General features: G+C 38.4%; 16 protein-coding genes. All 16 read left to right on the forward strand.

The window, feature by feature from the left end:
- The first annotated feature begins 26 nt into the window (after window positions 1-26).
- Window positions 27-1,139, forward strand: coding sequence for a hypothetical protein (locus CYK18_RS06685; protein WP_101785759.1), 1,113 nt, complete (start codon window positions 27-29; stop codon window positions 1,137-1,139).
- Window positions 1,140-1,200: 61 nt separating this feature from the next.
- Window positions 1,201-1,428, forward strand: coding sequence for a hypothetical protein (locus tag CYK18_RS06690; RefSeq protein WP_101785761.1), 228 nt, complete (start codon window positions 1,201-1,203; stop codon window positions 1,426-1,428).
- On the forward strand, window positions 1,425-2,774 hold the full coding sequence (locus tag CYK18_RS06695) for a hypothetical protein (RefSeq protein ID WP_101785763.1): 1,350 nt from the start codon (window positions 1,425-1,427) through the stop codon (window positions 2,772-2,774). The genes CYK18_RS06690 and CYK18_RS06695 overlap by 4 nt, the downstream gene beginning before the upstream one ends.
- 11 nt (window positions 2,775-2,785) lie before the next feature.
- The gene (locus CYK18_RS06700) at window positions 2,786-7,420 is read left to right on the forward strand and encodes a PBECR4 domain-containing protein (protein WP_101785765.1); all 4,635 of its coding nucleotides are present in this window, start codon (window positions 2,786-2,788) and stop codon (window positions 7,418-7,420) included.
- A 48-nt stretch (window positions 7,421-7,468) separates the two neighbouring features.
- Window positions 7,469-7,777, forward strand: a complete 309-nt coding sequence (locus CYK18_RS06705; protein WP_101785767.1) for a hypothetical protein — start codon at window positions 7,469-7,471, stop codon at window positions 7,775-7,777.
- Between the two features lie 247 nt (window positions 7,778-8,024).
- Window positions 8,025-8,366 carry a plasmid mobilization protein gene (locus tag CYK18_RS06710; RefSeq protein ID WP_419991809.1) on the forward strand — a complete coding sequence of 114 codons (342 nt, stop codon included), beginning with the start codon at window positions 8,025-8,027 and terminating at the stop codon, window positions 8,364-8,366.
- Window positions 8,357-10,030: a helical hairpin domain-containing protein gene (locus CYK18_RS06715; RefSeq protein WP_101785771.1), complete on the forward strand. Its 1,674-nt coding sequence runs from the start codon at window positions 8,357-8,359 to the stop codon at window positions 10,028-10,030. The genes CYK18_RS06710 and CYK18_RS06715 overlap by 10 nt, the downstream gene beginning before the upstream one ends.
- 90 nt (window positions 10,031-10,120) lie before the next feature.
- Window positions 10,121-10,927 (forward strand): ParA family protein, encoded by an 807-nt coding sequence (locus tag CYK18_RS06720; RefSeq protein WP_101785773.1) that lies wholly within the window; start codon window positions 10,121-10,123, stop codon window positions 10,925-10,927.
- A gap of 52 nt (window positions 10,928-10,979) precedes the next feature.
- Complete coding sequence (locus CYK18_RS06725) at window positions 10,980-11,207, forward strand: hypothetical protein (RefSeq protein ID WP_101785775.1); 228 nt, start codon at window positions 10,980-10,982, stop codon at window positions 11,205-11,207.
- Window positions 11,208-11,356: 149 nt separating this feature from the next.
- Complete coding sequence (locus CYK18_RS06730; protein WP_101785777.1) at window positions 11,357-12,724, forward strand: ISLre2 family transposase; 1,368 nt, start codon at window positions 11,357-11,359, stop codon at window positions 12,722-12,724.
- A gap of 454 nt (window positions 12,725-13,178) precedes the next feature.
- Window positions 13,179-13,790: a 30S ribosomal protein S4 gene (gene rpsD, locus CYK18_RS06735; protein ID WP_000092756.1), complete on the forward strand. Its 612-nt coding sequence runs from the start codon at window positions 13,179-13,181 to the stop codon at window positions 13,788-13,790.
- Window positions 13,791-13,964: 174 nt separating this feature from the next.
- A complete protein-coding gene (gene relB / locus CYK18_RS06740; protein ID WP_101785779.1) occupies window positions 13,965-14,252 on the forward strand; it encodes a type II toxin-antitoxin system RelB/ParD family antitoxin in 288 nt (95 codons plus the stop codon).
- On the forward strand, window positions 14,242-14,589 hold the full coding sequence (locus tag CYK18_RS06745) for a type II toxin-antitoxin system RelE/ParE family toxin (protein ID WP_101785780.1): 348 nt from the start codon (window positions 14,242-14,244) through the stop codon (window positions 14,587-14,589). Before relB ends, CYK18_RS06745 begins: the two co-directional genes overlap by 11 nt.
- A 537-nt stretch (window positions 14,590-15,126) precedes the next feature.
- Window positions 15,127-15,933 (forward strand): coiled-coil domain-containing protein, encoded by an 807-nt coding sequence (locus tag CYK18_RS06750; protein ID WP_101782246.1) that lies wholly within the window; start codon window positions 15,127-15,129, stop codon window positions 15,931-15,933.
- A 21-nt stretch (window positions 15,934-15,954) separates the two neighbouring features.
- Window positions 15,955-17,202, forward strand: a complete 1,248-nt coding sequence (locus CYK18_RS06755) for a toxic anion resistance protein (protein ID WP_101782247.1) — start codon at window positions 15,955-15,957, stop codon at window positions 17,200-17,202.
- Between the two features lie 366 nt (window positions 17,203-17,568).
- Window positions 17,569-20,937, forward strand: coding sequence for a type I restriction endonuclease subunit R (locus CYK18_RS06760; RefSeq protein WP_257960168.1), 3,369 nt, complete (start codon window positions 17,569-17,571; stop codon window positions 20,935-20,937).
- Window positions 20,938-21,076: the final 139 nt, after the last annotated feature.

Genomic DNA, 21,076 nt, shown 5'->3' on the forward strand with positions numbered 1-21,076 from the left:
GTGGAGAATGCTGAAGGAGGGATGATATGGCTGTTTCAAAGTTTTATGCAGTATGGCGGAAAGAATCCGGAGAAGAAGAGATTGTGAATGCCTTTCAAGCACTAGCTTTAAAGGGGCGAGCACAAATTATCACGACACCAAAAGAACAGGCGACTCTTTTTGATTTGGAAACGGGTCTCAAGGTTAATCCAAGAAGTAGCCAGAAAAAAGATGGTCGCTATGTAGGTCAACCATACTTTAGTTACTATCCAGGTGAAGAGAGCCCGTTAAAGGGGTTAGAAAGTAGCTTTGAATATTCCTCTGAGCTGAATGCTTTTATCGAGGCTTTTAAGACTATTGAGAAATTTCAGATTGAATATGACGATCATACGGCTTATATTTTTCCTAAAGCTATTTCTCTGATGCAACGGATTGTATTTGAAGATGAAGACTTTGTTATTCTAAAGCTCTTGATTGATATTGATGGGACTTATCCTTATTCTGAATACTACCGTTTAAATGGTCAACTAGGTATTGAATTTTATAAAACGAGTAGACCAGAACCTGCTAAACGGATAAAATTAGCTAAAAAAGGCATTCCCTTGTTTGAAGCCGAAGCTCACTTCCCTGAATCTACTAAAATTTATGTTCCTAAAGAATTTACTTCACCTGAACAGGTTAGAAGTATTGCTGCTAGAGTGAGGGAAGTTTATCAGAAAACAAACTATAAACTGTATGGGAATTTTGACAAATACCACATAGAAGCATTTGTCTTTTTAGATGATAATGAAAGGAAGTACCAAACTTTGAAAACTTATGAGGAACAGTGTCAGGAACTCCTGACAGAAATTGAGCGATTAAGGCTATCCTATATTGAAAAATCAGAAAAAGTTGATCAACTTGATAAAAACATCGAGGAAGTGAAAATACGCCTGAGAAAGTATCACGAAGAGGAGGAGTATTATAAGAAGTTAGAAAAGGAGAATCAAAAACTGGAATATGCTAATCAGAAACTGAAGCAGGAAAAAGGAGAAATTCTCTCCGAAAATCAACGTCTAACCAATAAATCGCAACGTTTACGTAAACTGAAAAATGCAGCAGAAGAGAAGATAGAGTATTTACAAAAACGATCGTTCTGGCAAAGACTTTTAAATAAATAAAAATAGTAGGTAATGAAACAGTTCTAAAGAAGAGCTGTTTTTTTGATGGAAAGGATAAAGTATGAATTTAGAAGAACTCAAGCAACGGCGAGATGAGCTTGTGCAAGACAATGCTTGGATGGATAATTTAATTAAGGAAAAAGAGGAAGAGTTATGGGAATTGAAGGTAAGAGGTATTGCAGCTTCTGAGCTAGCGAGATCGGCATTGGAATCTGCTTTACGCTCTGCAGGAATTGTAGATACCTTTTACGGTCCAGATAATGGAAAGAAAGGAAACGAAATAGAATGAATACATTACCACAAAAACAATTTAAACGAATGAAGCGTGAAGTTGAGGAAGAAACTGCTCGAGGGATTGGTTATTTTGAGGGGATTTTAGAACATATCCCTTCTTACCCCCTATCTGAAGCCGTAAAAGAGTTGGCTTTATCTAGCTGGATCACTCCTCATACAGATGTCATCGATGTCCAAAATATGATTGTTACTGAATCTATAAAATGGATGAATTACCAGGACTTCAAAGAAGTTGCTCCCTACTTGTTTTCTTACCCTCGAGAGCAACGAGAGAAAGATTTATTGGTTCAACCAGTGAAAATCTCCAGAGAGTATTTTGAGGAATTACAAGCCAATGCAGAAGAATTATTTTACTTGAAGCAAGACTTGCTTCAGGTTAATAATCAATTAGATGCTAGGATTCGGGAATTGGAGATGGATCAGCTACCCAATGGCGATCAGGTCATTGGAGTTGATCTGGAAGCTGAGGAGGTATTGTTACTACGAACTCCAGAAAATGCTCAGGTTGAGGAGTGGGAGGTTCGTAAAGATGGCTTGATTACTGATTATCGTTCCAATCTTTCAGAATATGCTCAAATTGTAGATACTTTGCTTGAAATGAAGAATCCAGAGATTGATACGATTCTCTATGAAGAAGTAATCAACTATTCTAAGAAAACTTGGCCAGACTCAGAACCCATTCAACTTCCAGAAAATATCAAGGAACTATTGAATCAAGAGGGCAAGCTTGATCCCTCATATTATCAAATAGCCCAGTTTGAAACAGTAAAACAAGCCTATATCTATGGGATGATTTCACCTAGTTTCCAGGAACATTTCCCTCATTATTCAGATTTCGTTAGGAACTATGTCGAAGATAGGGAAGAATATGAATTTTTCGATTATCGTACAGAAGCCGTTGCACTAGCTCAGGAAATTCTGGTACCACGTTTAGGAGATATTAACCAGATTTTAGGAACGAATAGTCAGGAGTTAATCGTTCAAGAAGTCACTGGATATTCTCAGGGTGAAAGTTGGGAACTAGCTTATTTACGGGATACAAAGACGGAAGATAGAGAATCTGTTCGCTTCTATCTTGAAAGTGAGATTGGAGCTTGGTATAAGGGAAGTTTGACAGAGTTGGCTGTTATCCGCTTTGATAATATTGATTTAGAGAAAGGTTTCAACGGACACCAGGAAGCGATCTATTATATCGATGAGAACTTGTTGGTTCATGATAAGCTAAAACAAGCCCAACTTCATATTCCTGATTTAAAACACTTTGTAGAAGCAGAAGAACTTGAGAGAGAACAGACACAAGATATAGTAGCAGAAAAAGAAGAGCCAGAATTTTCATTGTAGGGAGGTAACAGATGGCATTAAGTAAAGAAGAAGCCAAAAGATTATCTATTATTTCTGTTGCAGAGCAACTAGGCATAGAGTTAAAGCGTACAGGAAGCTATAGTTATACCTGGACAGAGCACGATTCATTTGTAATCGATACAAGGAAAAATGAATTTCACTGGAATTCAAGAACTGAATTTGGAGATGTCATTCAGTTAGTTCAAACCATACGAGGTGTTTCTTACAAGGAAGCGATGTATTTTTTAGAAACTGGAGAATTTAAGGAAGTCGATGTAGAAGCTCAGACGGCCCCAAAAGAGCCTTTTAGCTATTACCTGGAAAGATATGAGCGTCAGGATTTCAGCGCCTCTAGAAGCTATTTGAAGGCAGAGAGAGACCTTTCAGATGATACGATTAACTTCTTTATTAGCCAAGGGAGTATAGCGGAAGCAATCCGAAAAAAGGGAGACTATTTTGAGCCTGTGATTGTCTTTAAGTATAAGGACAACACAGGCTTTTTAGCTGGAGCGAGCCTTCAGGGAATAGTAGAGAATCGGGAGCACTATCCTGAACGTGGACGCCTAAAACAAATTATGAGAAATTCAGACGGACAACTAGGCTTTTCAATTGATATTGGCACCCCAAAACATTTGGTCTTTGCGGAAGCTCCAATCGATCTAATGAGCTACTATGAGCTTCATAAAGATAGGCTTCGGGATGTCCGCTTAGTAGCTATGGATGGAGTAAAAGAAGGAATCATTAGTAGACGGTTTATGGAATTGTATGCAGAGATAAATGATAAATCCTATCAAGTCAATCAGAATACTGGGAAAGCTCTAGAAGTAGTCGCTAGAACAACGAACTATTTTAAAGATGGTCAGCATCAGGATATGATTATCTTGGCTGTAGATAATGATATGGCTGGCCATAAATTTATAACTAGTCTGCAGGAAAAGGGGATTCCAGTACAGATTGCGATTCCCCCTATCCTTCAGAGAGACCAGGAGAAGGAAGATTGGAATGACTTTCTGAAGGGAGGGAATAACACTCCTAAAGAGTTAGCACATGTTTATACAGTAGACGAAAAGTCCTGGCATTATCAGGGCTTTTTTGAGAAGGAACTAGCTCTTGCAAAAGCGCAAGAGCTAACTACACAGGATGTAAAAGCCTTTGTGTCAGATAGGCAATTGACAAAGGAAGAAGTCCGTCAAGAATATCAAACAATTATTAATCAAGAGAGAGGAAGAAAAAATAGTATGTCGGAATCGTACGAGAATGAAACTAAGTATGAAGCAGAGGATGTACCAAGTAGTCCAAAAAAAGATGACGGATTCGTTATTCAACCAGAAGCACAGGATATAATTGATTCTGGAGAGATCAAACAATGGGCTAAACATCCAAATATCTACTTTGTAAAAGGGCTACGTCAAGTAGCTTTAGAACTGACAGAAGAAGGAAAATTTGAACAATCATCTCAATATCTCCCTAATACGAAGGAGGAAAGAGAGGTGGTAAACAAGTTACTGTCTAAACAAAAAGATCAAGGTGAACTAGTCCTAGAAGATGATCAGAGTTCTGTATTGAACATAGACACTAGTAATTTATCTCCCGAAGATGCGGAATGGCTAAAGAAAAACTGGAATAATATTAGCTTCTCAGTAGAACCTAAAAAACAGATGGTCATCGATGGAGATAAAACGGTAATCTTTGAAAAGCCTTCTGATCCGGTTGGAGATACTTATGAAGCGCAAGAAGAAAATCAGAGCACAGAAAAAGCTCTTGAGACTTCTCAAGAGCAAAGTATGAATTCAGAGTATCAAAAAAATGAGAGGACCAATGGTAGTCAGGGGTCTTTACAGCCCAAGGCTGAAGGCAGTCCCACACCCGTACCAGAAGTTGGTACCTTTGAACGCTCTGTTACCAGTCGCCCTACGTTATCCTCTCATTTATTATATTTTAGCATAAACGAAGAGTTTCAGTCAAGTAATGATGGTCATTATCATTCTATTTCCTCGAATGAATTAGCTAAATTGAATCGTACAATTCGTAGTCAAACTATTCAGAATGCAGCGCAGTATTATTTGGATGAATTGGCTAACTCTAAGATTTATTATGTCACTCCTGATAAGACTGTACAAGTAAATTTTGAAGAGAAGCACTTCATGCACTTAACAGGGATTAAGCCACTTGCACCAGGGCAGACACCTGAAAAAACTTTACGTGATTTTGCAGAGGGAAACGGGCACTTTGATAATATTCTTTTGGCTAACAATGATGCAGCTTTTGACAAAATCAACGTCCTGTCAGATCTTTCAGTCGCAACAGAAAGTACATCTTTCTATTTTGATGATTTAACTAATCTTAGACGATATAATGGGCGCTTTGACAGCCTTATAAAGTCTGATGATAAAGATATTATTTTACTGTTTAAAGAGTTGGAAGAAGAAAATTATATTCCAGTATCAGTATTTCAATCCAGAGCAAAACTGGGCAAGGAACTGGAGAAGGCAGATAAAACTCCTATTCTTGCTGTATTCCGTGAACGTAATGGGCACATTGAACAGCTATCAATCAATGAGGACTATATTAAGGATGGGGGCAAAGAATTGCAATCCATTATGAAAAACGGCTTGTTTGAGGCAATTCAACTAAATGAGATTGACAAAAATAACTACAATGTCCGCCTTCAATGGGCTGAGGATCGCCCAGGTGGCCCGAAATTACCGTTTAAAGAGACAGAGCTGATATCTTATCAAGATTTTGCTAGAGAGCTTTACAAGGCCAATCAGAGCTTCTATCAGCTATATCAGGAAGAGCTAAAACAAGTGACTGGTGGTCATCCAGAAGCCTATATATCTCCAACTAAGATCCAGTTTAGTATCTACGCTCCCGATGGTGAACTGATTCAGGATAGCATCCGTTACAATATTGGTGAGGAGATTAATCCAATCGCTCATGAAGAAAGACTTGGTACACGAGAGATGAGAGAGAATCCAGAGCTGATGAAGATAGATAGGGCATTATTCAATCAATATCATCTGGAGAGATTGGCGAGCGAACTAGATATTTCTCAGTTCAGTTACGCTTTGGAAGATACTCCTTATGCAGATCAACTTTTATCCCAAGTACCTTATGGAGTGTTAGAAAACAGCCCGATTGGTTTTTCGGATAGTAGTCATGACAGTCGTCTAGGATTTATTTCTTTTGATGGAATGGATAGTGTTGAGATCGAAAATTTATCTGCTTGGTTTGAGAAGTTGGGAGTTAGAGATTCGCCTCAAGAACAAATAGCTCTTGTAGAAAAATGGCAGAAAGAAATTAAAGAATTATCGGAAAAAGTTGAACAAACCATTGTCAACATTCGAGATGAATTTGAAAAGACACCAGTCAAGAATTCGCAAAATACACTAGATAATCCATACGAAAAAATTTATCAGTATAACCGAAAAGACGAGAGGGATCGTGATTTGGATGGTGATGGTATTTCTAATTCCGATGAGATGTTGCAAGGAACAGATCCATACAATGGTGCTTCTAACCTTCATAAAAAACAGGAAGATAGAGAAAGAATGATAGATGCTGAAGCTGAAATTGGAGCTATTATAACCGATGCAATTGCTACTAAAACTTCAGAACAAACCATTTCCCAGTTAGTCGCAAATAAAGATACAAAAGCTTTAGCTGAACACTTGAAAGAGGGAATGAAGAACTATTTAGATTCAGAACAGTTTAAATCGTTTTTGGATACGATGAGTAAGTTTCACAACTACTCACTCAACAATATTCATTTGCTGAAGATGCAAAATCCTAATGTTTCCCAAGTTGCTAGTTTCAATAAATGGAAAACAGATTTTGACAGAACAGTTAAAAAGGGTTCAAAAGCTCTGAAGATTTGGGTTCCGTATCAAGTGAAAACCAGCATTCCTGTTCATCAAAAGGAGTTAGATTTTACTCCAGCTGAAAATGAAATGGAACAGAAGGAAATCATCGTTACTCGATTCAAGTTAGGGAATGTCTTTGATGTATCTCAAACAGAAGGAAAAGAATTGCCAAAAGCAATTAATGAATTAACTGGAGATGTTAAAGATTATGAAGATTTGTACCGAGCAGCCAAAGCTGTTTCAATGGATAATCAGGTTCCTATCAGTTTTGAAGAAATTAAAAGAGAGAGCACAAATGGTTATTACTCTCCAGATGAAAATCGAATTGTTATTTCAAAAGGATTAAAGGGTCAAGAACAGATTTTAAAAACCATTTTTCATGAAATGGCTCATGCAGATTTACATAGAGGAAGCAATGCCCAATATGGGGACGACCAATATCGTAAGCAAGAATTACAAGCTGAAAGTGTCGCTTATGTCGTGGCTAATCATTTTGGTTTTGATACGAGTAGTTATAGTTTTGGATATTTGGCTATTTGGGCGAAGGATAAAAATGGTTTTGAAGATATGGTAGAACAACTGCAGGTTGTTCAGAAAGAAGCAAAAAGTTTGATTGATCGGATGGATGCTAAGTTAGAATTAGTGAAAAATAAAACTCTGACGAAAGATAAGTTTGCTGATAAACTCCAACAGGCAAAAGAAAAATCTGAGCAGTTGGGGAATCAAAAGGCGGAGGCTGTAAAGCAGGTGGAAGAAAAAAAGTCCCTGAGCAACCCTCAATAATGGAGGCATTAGTCCGTAGGAATAAAAACAAAAAAGGAGAAACGGAAGATGATTGAACATCTAAAACAAGAAACTTTTGATCTTTTAATGGAGATATTTTTTGAGGATGAGGCTACAGATTCGCCAAAAGTGAATGAAGTTAACCAGCACATTTCACGTAAGGAATGTCTTTACATTCTTCGTAGAGATATGCGAATTAAAACAAACTATAAGCTAGAAGAAGTAGAAATGTATCCCATTGCACTTAAAGAAATTGAAGGGATGAGTGATGAACGATTTGAACAACTAAAAGACGAAATTCTTAAAATGGAGATGGTTGATACAATGGAGTTTCTACTGGAAGACTTAAAAATTTAGTCAAACTTCTCCCTCGTGATAGGATAACATTCCTACTTGCAGGGATTAGGGGATTGGGGATTTCCCCAAAGATTTAAAAAGTCAAGAATAGTCAGGGACAACACCCTGACTAACTTTGACCTTTTTAAAAACAGCATTTGGGTACCCAAGTGCTATGCTTGCCAGAAGAAAAGGGGCTTAGCCCCTCAGTCAAAAAATACTAGAATAAAGGTGATGATTTTTGAAAAATGGAGAAAAACGAAAACGAATGATTCAGAAAAAAATTCGTTTGACGGAAGAAGAGGCACGGTTTATTTCAACTAAAGTTGCAGAATCTGGAATGACAAATTTTAATGCCTTTGCCCGAATTATGTTGATTATGGGCGAGGTCAAAATCTTAAATTTTGAAGAATTGAGAGAACTGCGTAAGGAAATAAATCGGATAGGGGGCAATATTAATCAGGTCGCAAAAAAGGTAAACGAAGATGATCAAGCTAGTCTCAATGAATTGAGTCAGATTCTTGAATTGCAAAAACATTTGAAAGATACAGTCAGCCAGTTTATCCAAAAACAAGAAAATCAAACAAAGGAACAAGAGAGATGGTTGTAACAAAAGTTCTTCAGATAAAAGGAGTGGCATCTCTAGGAAGATCTACAAAATATATTGAGGACGAAGCAAAGACGGTCGAAATGACAGACCTAAAAAGTCTGACAAATGCATTGCGCTATATTGAGAATCCCTCAAAAACAAGTTTACTGGAGAATGATGAAGTAGAGTTTCCAGCAGTAGTTAAAGATGGTCGAGTAGTCAAGCAACTTGTATCTACTTATGGAATTACAGATGCGAGTACAGCGACAGAAGAATTTCTTTTGACAAAAAAGAATGCGGCTCAACGATCAGGGACAAAAGAGCTATCGGATATTCAAAATCCGAATCGAGTGTTGGCTCATCACATCATCCAATCATTTTCTCCTGAAGATGATTTGACTCCACAAGAAATTCATGAGATTGGTCGTAAAACAATTTTAGAATTAACTGGTGGACAACATGAATTTGTCATAGCGACTCACATGGATAAAGGACACATTCATAATCACATTATTTTTAATTCTACTAATTCTGTTACTTTAAAAAAGTTTCGATGGCAAAAAGGAACGAAAAAAAGTTTAGAGAATATTTCAGATAAGTATGCTGACCTAGCTGGAGCTAAAATTCTCAAAGAGAGATTATGGACTAATCGAAAAACGTATCATGCTTACCGAAAGAAAAATTCATTTCGTTATGAAATTAAATCTCGTTTAGATTTCCTTTTAAAACATTCAAGCTCCTTAGAAGATTTCAAGTCTAAGGCACGAGCTTTAAATCTGATAGTTGATACTTCAGGAAAGGAAATCAAGTATCGTCTAACTGATCAAGATCAAACCAGAAATGTTCGAGATCGCACGTTATCAAAAAAAGGAAATTATTCTTTAGAGAAAATTTCTGAGAGAGTAGTTGCCAACGAGGTGACTTTTTCTGTCGATGAAATAAAATCCGAATATGAAAAGATGGTAGCAGAACGAGAAGATGATTTTGAAATGAGAATCACAGTTGAAGAATGGCAGGTGATGGAAGAAACGAAAAATGGAATCTATCTTGAAATGGAATTTGGGATTAGAAATAAGGGAACCATTCTTATACCTGCTCATCAGATTGAAAAAGCAGAAGATGGCTCTTATGAAATTTTTATTAGGAAAAACGATTTCTACTATTTTGTTAATCCTGAACACGCTGATAAGAATCGGTATATGAAGGGAGAAACAGTCGCTTCCCAGTTGTCGTATGATAATGGAGAAATGATTGTACGGAAAAATCCGAAAATTTCCAGTTTGGATCAGCTTGTTCGTGAATATAATTATCTATCTGCTCATGGAGTGACAGAAGGACAGCAATTTGATGAATTGTTAAATCGTTTTGAAGAGGAACTGGAAGAAGTAGATAACTTGCTTGATAAATTAGATCAACGATTGGGTGAGCTTAATAAAATTCAGTCTGCATTTCTTGCATTGGAGTCAAGTGATCCTCGGGAATCGAAGTTAGCTATTTCTATTCTGAAAGATCTGAGAGTAGATCCTAGCACTCGAAAATCTGAAATCGATAAACTTGTTAAGGAGGCGACCTTTGAGCGCCAGGCTTTGTATCAACGAGTAGAAACAATTACAAAAGATTATAAGTTACATCAAGACATTGAGAAAAATGTGGAACAGCGTAAGGAAATAGAAACTTCATTGTAACAAAAATAATTATAAACATAATTATAAACATGTTGACAAATATAATTATAATGGTATAATAGAAATATAGAAAAAGGATGGAGAAATAGAATGAAGATTATCACATTTGCCGCTATCAAAGGCGGTGTTGGAAAAACAACTTTGACATTTAATTATGGAGAATGGTTGGCTCGCAAAGGTCATAAAGTTCTCTTTATAGATTTAGATCATCAGTGTAATTTGACTCAGTGCTACAATATTTACGAAAGCAAGAATACGATTGCGAATGCCTTCAAAGGAGGTGACGTGGATATTAAGCAAGTCAAGGAAAATATCAGTCTAATTCCAGGATCGGTTCAACTTGACACTGTAGAACGAGATCTTGAGAACAGCGATAAGAAAAATATGCTACTTTATCTTTGGCTAGAGGATAACTACGAAAAGCAGAAGTTGGATCAGTTTGACTATATCTTGATTGATTGTAGACCAGATTTTGCGACAGCTACTAAAAATGCTGTTGCGGTCAGTCACGCTATTATTAGTCCATTGACTCCTTCAGAGTTTGGTTATAATGCCAAATTCAATCTATCAACTCGGTTAGAAGCATTCAGAAAGGATGTAATTGACTATCGTACAAGAGAATCATACATTACTGCTGAGTTATATTTCTTAGCAAATATGATTCGACCAAACTACGGATCATCGAGAGAATTACTGGAAGCCCTGGGACTTGAAGCCAAAGAAAAGGGAACAGATAACCTTCTAGGAATTGTACCAGCAAAAGAGTTATTCAATCATTCCACGATTGATAAGATCTCTATTGCAGATATGGAGGAGAATCCTGAACTTTATCAAAAACACAAAAAGTTTTTCACTGAGCTGGAGCAGACTTTTTCAAAAATTTATGATACAATATAATTATATTTATAAATACAAATACAATTATAAATATAATTAGAAGGAGATTGTTATGGCATTCACACCAAAAGAAAAAGAGATTTCGCAGATTATCGAAGCAACCCACCAACCTGAGCAGGTTTCAGAGGTAGCCAACTTTGAAAGTTTTGAACGCAAAAAGCAATTCCAGTTTACTTTGAAACCAAGCAATCGGAAAAAATTAGATGAGATTGCTAAAGCAGCCGGCGCAAAATCTGCATCAGATTACCTTGATAAACTTCTCGAAAGTTTATCGCTATAAATATAATTATAAACATAATTATATTTATAATCAAGAAACCTTCCCAATAATAAGGGAAGGCTTTTATCTTTGCTGAAAAAAATATTTGAACTCCTGAACTAAAATCTTTATACTTTTTTATTATGATTTTAGTTGGGAGTGTTTTTATTTTGGATACAAAAATTATTGATGAAAGAGAATTTGTAGAGAAATTTAAAGATAAAAATTTACAAGAATTTCATAAATTTGTAAGTGACTATGATAACTATATTGCTCCCACAATGAGAGCTAGAGGGTACAAATTTGTAAACTATGCTGAGAGAACCGTTACTTTTACGTTTGGCCAGGTAACTTTTTCAAGAAGGCGCTGGTATAAGAATGGGAAATGTAGAATTCCAGTAGATGAGAAGTTAGGTCTAGAGAAACGTATTGCCTATTCCAAAGAATTGCTGTATCAGATCACTAAACTAGCTACAATGTTACCGTATCGAAAAGTTGTGGAAGTTATTGAACTGATGTACCAGGTTTATATTACTAAAGACACAGTGTTAAAAGCAATTAAACTAGCAAGTCAGTTGTTAAATGAAAAAGAAGATTATCGTTACTATAGTGATGAGGTAGTTGTCAAGAAAATTGAGGCACCTGTCATTTATCTTGAAGGAGATGGTGTTTGGATAAAGGTCAGTGGAAGAGAAAAAGAACAACAGAATAAAGAATTATCTCATTTTGTCATTCATACCGGAACGGAGGTGTACGGAAAGAGGAAAATTTTAAAAAATAAGGTGGAAATTGTGTCGCCCAATAATCGAACAGCAAGAAAAAGAGTAGTAGATTATATTTATAATCATTTTAAAATTACGTCAGATACTCTACTTGTGACAAATTCAGATATGGGTCACGGTTATACTCCACATTTATTTAAAGAGATATCACATGATCTAGGAATTAAACATCATCAACATTTTTGGGATCGATACCATCTGAACAAAGAAATAAAAAAGTTGGTCAAGCCGTATTCAGTAGAGCTACTAGATCAATTTATGAAAGCCATAGACAGTCATTGCAAGCAGAAATTGAAAACAGCTATTGATACACTAGAATCATTCATTCTGCTTAATCAGAACGAAAAGAAGATTGATACATTTAAGGTTTTTAAGAATAGAATCCTTGGAAATTTTAAATATACGCAACCTCCTGAGCAGAGGAATCTAGATACAGCAAGTTTAGGAATTATTGAAAGCCAGCATCGGAAAATCAGTTATCGGATGAAAAATAGAGGAATGTATTGGTCATTAGACCATGCCGATGCAATGTCCCATCTTATTTTGTTGTCTTACAATCAAGAACTTCGAGATTTATTTTTTGGTAATTGGATAAATGAATATGAAAAATACCGCTCAGAAGGAATGAGCGGTGCAAAAGTACGAAAAAAGATTGATCAAGCTCCAAGGAGTTTAGGGACGATTGTAAATGCCTCCTGGAAGGGCCGAAAACAGAGAGACAAACAACGTTTTGTAGGGAAAAAAATCAATAAATAAAACGTTATAAACTCAGTAAACTATTGACTTATAGTAATAAATATTGTATAATGATCTTATTAATAAAAAAGAGGCACGCAGCAACGTACCTCTCATAAAGATAAACAATTGGGACTTGTTTATCAGTAAGATTAATACTATCAGAAATTTTAGTAGATGTCAAGGCTGAGCAAGTAAAATTGTTTAGCCTTGTTTTTACATTTCCGTTTTTGATGTATTTTTTTACTACCTCAAAAAAATAGACACAAACTAAAGCTTAAAACCCCTTTACAAATCTAGCCATTCATGGTAGAATGGATTTTGTGTGAAATACCAGCAGGAAAGCATGAAGCTCGTCAACAGGTGTCTTATGATAAGTAACCTTGGCTGTTTAGGCGAAGGGCATCTGCACGAATCAGGGCTTTCTAAGTGACTATTTCCACCGAAATATTATTTATATCAGGAGGACATTTACATGTCACGTTATACAGGACCATCTTGGAAACAAGCCCGTCGCCTTGGCCTTTCACTTACAGGTACAGGTAAAGAATTGGCACGTCGTAACTACGTACCAGGACAACACGGACCAAACAACCGTTCTAAATTGTCAGAATACGGTTTGCAATTGGCTGAAAAACAAAAACTTCGTTTCACTTACGGTGTAGGTGAAAAACAATTCCGTAACTTGTTCGTACAAGCTACAAAAATCAAAGGTGGAATCCTAGGTTTCAACTTCATGCTTCTTTTGGAACGTCGTTTGGATAACGTTGTTTACCGTCTTGGTCTTGCGACTACTCGTCGTCAAGCTCGTCAATTCGTAAACCACGGTCACATCCTTGTTGACGGAAAACGCGTTGATATCCCATCATACCGTGTAACTCCAGGTCAAGTGATCTCAGTTCGTGAAAAATCATTGAAAGTTCCAGCTATCCTTGAAGCAGTAGAAGCTACTCTTGGACGTCCAGCATTCGTATCATTCGATGCTGAAAAATTGGAAGGTTCATTGACTCGCTTGCCAGAACGCGACGAAATCAACCCAGAAATCAACGAAGCACTTGTCGTTGAATTCTACAACAAGATGTTGTAATATTTTATTGAATCAGATAGGCTTTAGAGCCTTGATATTGAGCACTTTGGGGCGCTTTCCCTTAGTGCTTTTTTTGTTTTTACAATAGCTTTTAAGCATGCAGCTATAAGTATCTATACGCAACTAGACCTGTATAGTTTAAAGTGATATAATAGTCTAAAAAGAGGTACTACTATGAATGTTTTAGAAAAAAATACACAGGTAAATTTTAAGACTAACAGAGACTTGTTAGAGAAGGCTAAAGCTGTTATCACAGCACAAAATCTTGATATGACAGCTAGTTTCAACTTGTTTTTAGAACACATTGTAGAAAATAAAGCCTTGCCATTTGAAACTCAAGTAGATAAAGAAAGAGAAGAACTTCTATCAGGGTTGCGTGCTGAAATTGCTCGTAGCTTTGACGATTTAGAACATGGAAGAACTTACAGCCTTGATGAAGTGAGGGCTAACCTTGGAATTTAACGAGAACGCATATAGACTTATTATCTCTGAAACGGTACAAGGACAGCTAAGAGATGTTAAAGATTATATCTCAGCTAACTACTTTTCAGAACAGGCAGGAGCAAACACAGTTAAGAATATTCTTTATGGTTTGGAACGTCTTGAAGTTTTCCCGGAAGCAGGATTTGATGCTGATGAAAGAGTAGGAGGCATTATATACCCACCCCACAAAACTCGATGCATCATTTTAGGCGATTACTTAGCCTTCTATCATATTTTAGAGGATAGAAAAGCTGTCTTTGTATCAGATATTATTCATAGTAAACAGGACTACATCCGTTTGTTCAAGAAAAAATAGCGCCTACACATGAAGGCGTTTTTGTTTGGGAATGACACGATGTTGATGATATACATCTGGTGTGATATAATATTTTGGCCCCCTCACTTTAAGGAAGGGAGGTGTTATATATGCTAGAGTTACTTTCCCTTTTTCTAGCTCCGTTACTTGTTAACGTACTATCTGAGCTTTTCAAGCTATGGATAAAGAAACGTAGCAAGTAGCTTTTAACCCTTTGAGAGGGTAGCAAAAAAGCCCCATCGGTGGCACGATGGGGCTTTTTTAGTTACATATGCTAGAAGCATTGTTTTCCCTTTATGCTTTCATTCTAACACACAACCCCCGATATTTCAAGCTTTTGTTTTGATATGTCCTCAGAGGTCATTAGCAATCTTATAACACTGAAGCCTGTGGTTTGAGTCCACTTTACTGAAATTAGCCCACGCGCTACCAAGTTCCATTCTACAGCAAAGAAATCAACTCTTTTCTAGGGATTTCCGCCCTCATTTTTCTCTTTTGTGCTAAAATAGACTTATAAATTGAAAATAAGGAATGTTTATGAAATCGGGTAATGGTTTTTGGAAAGGCTGTCTCTATTTTTGGGGCTTCTTGTTCTTACTGGGCCTTTTGGTCCAATATGCTCTTCCACTTGCGGCTTGTGTACTGCTAGGCTATGGTGGTTATCGCCTCTATAAACGTTGGCGCTATCCTCTTTTGCAGGATCGTTCGCTCGACGATCGGATTGAGCTTTTAAAAGCTCGGATTCGTCAGGCGGACAAGGATATTCAGCAGTTAGAGGGAGTCTTGGTAGAGAAAGGCTCAGATTCCTATAAGAGTTTGGCTAATCAAGTATTGATCGAACTGCGGGAAATTCATCAGGAGGCGGATCGTCTCAAGTCCTATATCGATGCTGATGTCTACAACCGTATTGACAAAAAGGTTCGTACAGTAAGGGCAAACATCGATGTTCAGCTAGAACGTTTGGATAGGGAAAGTCAGGTAGATCTTGAAAATGCGGAGCCAGAGGAATTAGCTCCAGAATTGTCTCAGACTTTGGCTAATATTGCCATTGACCATCAGGCTATTTTAGACAAGATTGCTACCTCGGCTGAGGGTGATAAGGAAGAATTGACTGCTATTCATAGTTTGAAGATGGAGAAATTCCAAACGATTTTAGAAGGCTATTTAAAGATTAAGGCCAATCCTAAAAACTATAATCGGGCAGAAGAACGCTTAGAGCAAGCTAAAGCAGCTATCGAACAATTTGATCTTGAGCTGGACCAAGTTTTGAGAGAACTCAATGAAACAGATATGCGTGATTTTGATATCAGTCTGCGTATTCTAGAAAAAGATCGTAAAGAATAGGTTAGAAACAAAGGAGTAACCATGACAGAATTTAATTTTGATATTGACCAGATTGCCAATAATACGGTAGCTAAGGTGGATAAAACAACCCAAATCATCGAGACCAATACTGGCTCAGACAAGACCTTGACCTTCCTTGAAAAGTTGAGCCCTGAGCAGCAAGAAGGAATCAAGGCGCACGTGCCGCAGTTGGTAGACCAGTTTGTCACAAATCAAAATGCTCTTTTAGATTTTGGACAATCTGCTGTAGAAGGTGTGAACAATACAGTTAATCGTATCTTGTCAGAACAAAAGAAACTGCAGATTCCCCAAGTGGATGATCTACTCAAAAATACCAACCGTGAGTTGCAAGGCTTTGTAGTAAAATACAAGAACGCTGAGATTGCTGAGTTAGAAGAGAAGCCAAACTTTTTGCAACGATTGTTTAACAAGAGTAAAAATACGCTACAAGAATTTTACTTTGACTCAAAAACAGTGGAGCAAAAGCTCGATGGCATGGCTGCTGCAGTGGTCAAGCAAGAAGATGTGCTAGCTCGAAATATCGTCTCAGCTGAGATGTTGATCGAGGACAATACCAAATCCATTGAAAATCTAGTGGGAGTGATTTCCTTTATCGAAGCCAGCCAGACAGAAGCTGGTAATCGCGCTGCCGAACTGAAAGCCCAAGCTGACCAACTCGATACAAGTACGGTAGAATACCAAACCAAGTCACAAGAATTGGCCCGCATAGCAGAAGTGGTCAATACCCTCGAACAACAGCACACTGAGTATGTCAGCCGTCTCTATGTTGCCTGGGCAACAACACCTCAGATGCGCAATCTTGTGAAGGTATCATCTGATATGCGTCAAAAATTGGGCATGCTTCGTCGTAATACCATTCCAACAATGAAGCTTTCCATTGCCCAACTTGGTATTTTGCAACAATCTATGAAATCAGGTGTTGTGGCAGATGCCATTGTCAATGCCAATAATGCTGCTCTTCAGATGCTAGCTGAGACCAGCAAGGAAGTGATTCCACAGATGGAACGAATTGCCCAAAACCCGACAGTCGCTGTCGAATCTGTTACCAAACTGGCTGAAAGTCTGGTCGCTCAAAACCAAGGTATCGTCGCAGCTATTGAGTTGGGACGTCAGAAACGTGCCCAACTAGAAACAACCATCGTTAAGTCCGCAGAAATGATCAACGATTCTGTCAAACTACGCGATGAGAAAATCGTCCAAGCCCTTCTAGACCAAGGAAAGGCTGCCCAGAAAGAAGTACAAGAATAACACACAAGTCCCCTATAATGTAGATTCGCAGGGGATTTTGCTTGGCTAGGAGCCCTTACCAACCATTGTTAGTGGCCAGTAAGCAAGTTTACTCTAAAATAGAGATAAAAGCATGGGAAGCCTTTTCCCAATAGGGCTTTTATGGTACAATAGAAGGAAGTAAAGGTGTTGTTTTTCAATCTTATCAACGCCTTGGATGAATGAAAAGGAAGAGTCCCTATGTTTTTCAGATTTAAGCAAATAACTAGCTTGCATATATATATATATATATATATATATATATATATATATAAACTCGCGTTTTCATACCCATTTTCAAAACCTACCAATTTCCTTGGTAGGCTTTTTGCGTTGTAGAAATGGGGTATGAACATGGCTTACACTTTATCAAGAGAATTAGAACAAGACCTCATCGTTTCAGCGCCTGAGTTGCAGGCTAGTTATGCTGCTATCGTAGAATACCTAGAAGCTATCAACCAGAAAGAAGCATCTGGAAGAAATTCTCAGGAACTCCAGAATCAGCTTGCTATTCAGCTGAGACGTTTAGAAGATTTAGTGCAGGGTTATATCCAAATAAAGAAGAATCCACATCACTACCTAGATGCAGATAAAGACCTGACAGAATCCTATCAAGCCATAAAAGGTACGGAGCAAGATCTTCTCAAAAAATTGCAACATCTCAATCAAGCAGCCTTGCAGGATTTCCATATCAGCCAGAGACTCTCTCCCAAAGATGAGACTGCTATTCCTGTAGCAGGTAAAGCCAAAACCAAACAGGAATTGGCTATCGAGCGGGATTTGATTAACCAGCTGACAAAGGGAGAAAGTCAATGGGTGTATCGACCTGAGTTAAATACAGAAGACCTCCTATGGGGAAACTTTTTTGCCAAGCTGGAAGCCAATAATGTCCGCATTTTGCAAGACCATCCCCTTACAAATTCAGAGAAAAATCAAATCAAAAACCAGCTCAATTTCGTCAACTTTTATGAAGCAGCCAAGTGGATAGCAGGGGAAAACGGTATTGCCAAGGTGCAGGTTCAACGTGAAGATGCCAGTCTAGGCACCATTCGCTTGGAAGTCTTGTGGAGAAACAATGTCGCTGGTGGCAAATCCAGCTATGAGGTTGTCAACCAAGTCATCACAGGCGGAGAAGGGATTCGCCAGCGTCGCGGGGATGTGACTTTGTTAATCAATGGTCTGCCCATGATTCAAATCGAACTGAAAAGCCGTTCTCATCCTTATATGGATGCCTTCCGTCAGATTAAAAAATACGACCAAGAAGGACAGTTCAGAGGTATTTTTTCAAGTCTTCAGATGTTTGTTGTCTCTAATGTCACAGACACTCGCTACATCGTTGCTGCCAAAGCCAACAAGCTAAATGAGCGCTTCTTGACCAAGTGGGTGGATAGTGAAAATAGACCTCAACATCAACTATTTGACTTTGCAGAGTCTGTCTTGTCGATACCGAGAGCCCACGAGATGGTCATGCAGTATTCTGTCATCGATGATGACAAGAAGGCCTTGATTTTATTGCGTCCCTATCAGGTACATGCCATTGAGGCCATTCGTGAAGCCAGTCGCAAGCGCCAGTCAGGCTATATTTGGCATACGACTGGTTCAGGAAAAACCCTGACCTCCTATAAGGTTTCGCGCAATCTGCTTCAGATACCATCCATTGAGAAGACAATCTTTGTGATTGATAGGACAGACCTTGACCAGCAGACGACCAGTTCTTTTCAGTCTTACGCAGAGAACGACATGATTGATATCGACGAAACCGATGATACACAGGAATTGGTTAAAAATCTGGCTTCTGATGACCGCCGTGTCGTTGTGACGACCATCCAGAAAATCAATGCTATGATTCGTCAGTTTGATGAAGGGCGTCACCAAAAGGTCTACAATCGTATCAAACAACTTAAACTAGCCTTTGTCGTTGATGAATGCCATCGTGCAGTGACTCCTGAACGCCAGCGCCACCTAGAGCATTTCTTTACAAATTCTCTCTGGTATGGGTTTACAGGGACTCCTATCTTTACAGAAAATAAGCGTGAACAAAAAGGAGACCTCGCTCAGACGACCGAAGAGCAGTACGGTGACTGCCTCCACCAATATACTGTTAAAGAAGCCATCCATGACAAGGCGGTTCTTGGCTTTAATGTGGAGTATCAGACAACCATGCCTGGTTGGGCAGAAGATGAGATTGACGAGGAGCGTTATGATGACGAAGGCCACATGCTTGCCGTTTTAGATGCCATTCTCAATCGCTCAAGACGCAAACTCGGTTTCCAAAATGGGGTAGGAAAAACCTATGAAGCCATTTTGACCGTCAAAAGCATTGCCCGTGCGCAGGCCTATTATAACCTGATTAAGCAAGTCAAAAATGGAGAAAAGTCTCTAAGCATTTCGGAAAATGTTAAAAAGGTCTTGCCAGACTTTCCTAAGGTTGCTATTACTTACTCTGTGACAGAAAATGAAGCAGACTCCTATATCAACCAAGCCTACATGGAGGAAAGTCTAGAAGACTACAATACCATGTTTGGTACCCACTTTAGCCTAGCAACCATTGCTTCCTACAACAGTGACCTCAACGACCGTCTGGCCCGTAAGAAAGAACGCTTTGCTTTTCGTGAGGAACAATTGGACCTGGTTATCGTTGTGGACCGCTTGTTGACAGGCTTTGATGCCCCTTGCCTATCGACCCTGTTCATGGATCGTCAGCCCATGAAACCCCAGCATATCATTCAGGCCTTTTCACGAACCAATCGCCTCTTTGATGAAGGCAAGAAATTCGGCCAAATCGTTACCTTCCAAACGCCTGACCGCTTTAAAGAAAAGGTGGATGAAGCTCTGAGCCTCTACTCAAATGGTGGCGAAACCAGTGTCTTAGCCCCGGAATGGCAGGAGGAGAAGGCCAAGTTTCTGGAGAAGGTTCATCAACTATTAGCCATCGCTCCAAGTCCAGAGCAGGTGCCTGATTTGGATACAGCGACAGATGCAGAATTAAAACGCTTTGCCAAGGCCTTCCAAGAATTTGACAAGCTCCTATCTTCGATACAGGTCTATTCTGACTATGATGAGAAAGTCATCCTCAGAGAAATTGGCCTCAGCCTAGAAGACATCGAGAACTTTGCCGGCCAATATCAAAATGTCATCGAAGAACTACGCAGACGTAGAAAAGAAGAACAAGAAGATGAAGGTGTGCTGCTGGATATCGAGTATGAGCTCGAATCCATCCGCACCGACGAGATAAACTATCACTATATCCTCTCTCTCATCCAAGCCCTGATCGAAAATCGGGAAAATCTCATTGGTAAAAAGGAAAAGAGCCTGGTAGATAACTATATCGAAGATTTGAACAAATCCAATCCCAAGTTATCCAACCTCATCTCCAAACTCTGGCAGAATGTCCAAGCAGATGCCAAGAGCTATCAGGGTCAGTCTATCATCCATAAGTTGGATGAGATGATTGAGTTAACAACCCAGAAAAAGATTCGTGAAACGGCAGATTATTGGCAGATAGGAGAGGATGAACTCCAGTTCGTAGTGGACAACTACCGCATCGGACGAGACAAGCAAAATGGCGAAAAAGCCATCACCGAGTCTCAGGATTATCTGGCCTATAAGGAAGCCCACGGAGACAAGGCACTACCAAAACTCAAATACAAAAAAGCCCTCAAAGAGGACTATATGCGCATGATTTCAGAGGATATCTTACCGCTAAGAGGGAGATAAACTACCGATTTGACTTTTCTTATTTGCTAGATGTTTAACTTTATCTTGTCAAATCAGACTTTCTATTGTTTCAAAATAGGTAAAATTGAAGAATAGAATAGCATAGTTGCCTATCTAAAGTGCAAAAATAGCAAAAATT

The sequence above is a fragment of the Streptococcus mitis genome, from assembly GCF_002860865.1.
GTDB classification, from domain to species: domain Bacteria; phylum Bacillota; class Bacilli; order Lactobacillales; family Streptococcaceae; genus Streptococcus; species Streptococcus mitis_AT.